The organism is Paraburkholderia sp. Ac-20342 (assembly GCF_017104985.1).
Taxonomy (GTDB): Bacteria; Pseudomonadota; Gammaproteobacteria; order Burkholderiales; family Burkholderiaceae; genus Paraburkholderia.
The window spans coordinates 1-2,166 of the sequence record NZ_JAAGPQ010000203.1 but is presented as its reverse complement, the minus strand read 5'-3'; the positions used below and the strand labels follow the sequence as shown (position 1 = coordinate 2,166).

Below are 2,166 nucleotides of genomic sequence, written 5' to 3'. Positions count from 1 at the left end.
CTCAATATAGCCACGTCGATCACTCCGTTCCCCCGCCCGTTGCCGAGCAGGTCAGTGTTCTACGTGGGTCAAGATTCGATGCAAATTACTGCCGAGGGTGGGTCAGGATTCCGTGCAAATCAACACCCGGTGATTGAAAGCACTCTGCGGGCGGTCTGATCATGCCTGTCCGCCCGCACGCACCAGACTTGACAATTGCTCAAGCCCTCGCCAGGTAGCGGACATGGCCTATCACTTCAGAGCCATCATCACCTCATCAAGTCTCGACCCTGTACGAAAAGACGGGAGACGGGATAGACGTCTGCACTTATGCTATCGATTGTGACTGCTCCTGCGCACAAATGACTCGTTGCGTCGGCACGTTTCTCATCGATTAGTCGCTTGCGCAAACATGCCCGTCAAAAAGACACCCTGGTTGATCAGGCACACGCCGCGTCCTGAAGCCCGAATCATGTTGTTCTGCTTCCCTTATGCTGGCGGTGGGGCTGCCCTTTATCGACGCTGGGCATCAGCGATGCCCGACTATATCGAAGTCGTCGCAGTTGAGCCCCCAGGACGTCAGACGAGATTTTTCGAGCCGCCTGTCAGCGACCTCAGCGAAATGGTCGACGCGCTGATTGATGCGACTTTCCCGCTTCTGACCAAACCGTACGCAACGTTCGGCTATAGCCTTGGCAGCATCGTGAGTGTCGAGTTCGTGCGCGAAGTGGTGCGGAGAGGGAAGCCCCCTCCATTGCACATGTTCTGCTCGGCGCATCGTGCGCCTCATATCGGACCGCGCGACAACCCCATCCACATGCTGCCTGAGCATGAACTCATCCAGCGTCTCGTGGAAATGGGGGGCACGCCCATCGAGCTTGTTGCACAACCAGAATGGCTACGGCCCTTCCTGAAGGCGATTCGCTCGGATCTGCGAATTGCCGAACGCTATCGCGCGAATGCCCCCTTTACATTACCCGGGAGGTTATCAGTCTTCGGAGGAAGGCACGATAGCGATGTCGAACTTTCGTCACTCCGTGCGTGGGAAGCGTATAGCGACGGACCATTCAAGCTGCGGCTCATCGATGGAGGACACTTCTTTATCCATACATCAGCGGCTGAAGTGATGTCTTATATTCTCGCCGACCTGTCATGGATACACGCAACGCTCGATCAAGACTTGGCCTGAACTGGTGGTCTACACCAAGATACGTTCAATACCGCCTCGATTCACCTCGCTGACGTAGTTTGCGAGCCACTCTTCGCCCAATATTTTTCTCGCCATTTCTACAACAATATAGTCTGAGCTCATGTCTGCGTCTTCTGCATAGCGTGAGAGACCCTGCAGACACGCTGGGCACGTGGTGAGGACCTTCACGTTACCACCAAACTTTTCGGCACGAAAGCGCCCTGCTGCTTTCTTCAATTCCTCTTCCTTGCGGAAACGCACCTGCGTCGAGATGTCAGGACGCGTAACCGCCAGCGTGCCCGACTCGCCGCAGCAGCGATCGTTCTTCTCGATCCTGTAGCCGTCGTGCTCCGAACCCATCAGCTGATTGACGAGCTTGACCGGGTCGATCGTCTTGATCGGCGTGTGGCACGGGTCGTGGTACATGTAGCGCACGCCATTCACGCCATCGAGCCTGATGCCCTTCTCCAGCAGAAACTCGTGGATGTCGATGATCCGGCAGCCCGGGAAAATCTTGTCGAATTCATAACCGGCGAGCTGGTCGTAGCACGTGCCGCACGACACCACCACCGTCTTGATGTCGAGGTAGTTCAGCGTATTGGCGACGCGGTGGAACAGCACGCGGTTATCGGTGACGATCTGCTCGGCCTTGTCGAACTGGCCCGAGCCGCGCTGCGGATAGCCGCAGCACAGGTAGCCCGGCGGCAGCACCGTTTGCACGCCCGCTTCCCACAGCATCGCCTGGGTCGCAAGGCCGACCTGCGAGAACAGCCGCTCCGAGCCGCAGCCCGGGAAGTAGAACACCGCTTCCGTGTCGGCGGTGGTCGTCTGCGGATTGCGGATGATCGGGACGATCTTGTTGTCCTCGATGTCGAGCAAGGCGCGCGCGGTCTTCTTCGGCAGGTTGCCCGGCATCTTCTTGTTCATGAAGTGGATCACCTGCTGCGTGACCACCGGCTTGCCGACCGTGGCCGGCGGATGCGCGGTCTGCTTCTTCG

At 57.9% G+C, this 2,166-nt stretch carries 2 protein-coding genes; one reads left to right on the top strand and one right to left on the bottom strand.

What is annotated here, in order from left to right:
* Positions 1-391: 391 nt before the first annotated feature.
* A complete protein-coding gene (locus G3N58_RS33745; protein WP_346778322.1) occupies positions 392-1,168 on the top strand; it encodes a thioesterase domain-containing protein in 777 nt (258 codons plus the stop codon).
* A 9-nt stretch (positions 1,169-1,177) separates the two neighbouring features.
* On the opposite strand, the gene G3N58_RS33740 is transcribed toward G3N58_RS33745, so the two are convergent.
* Positions 1,178-2,166, bottom strand: a 989-nt coding sequence (locus tag G3N58_RS33740; protein WP_206001357.1) for a (Fe-S)-binding protein, incomplete at its 5' end; no start/stop codon positions are given.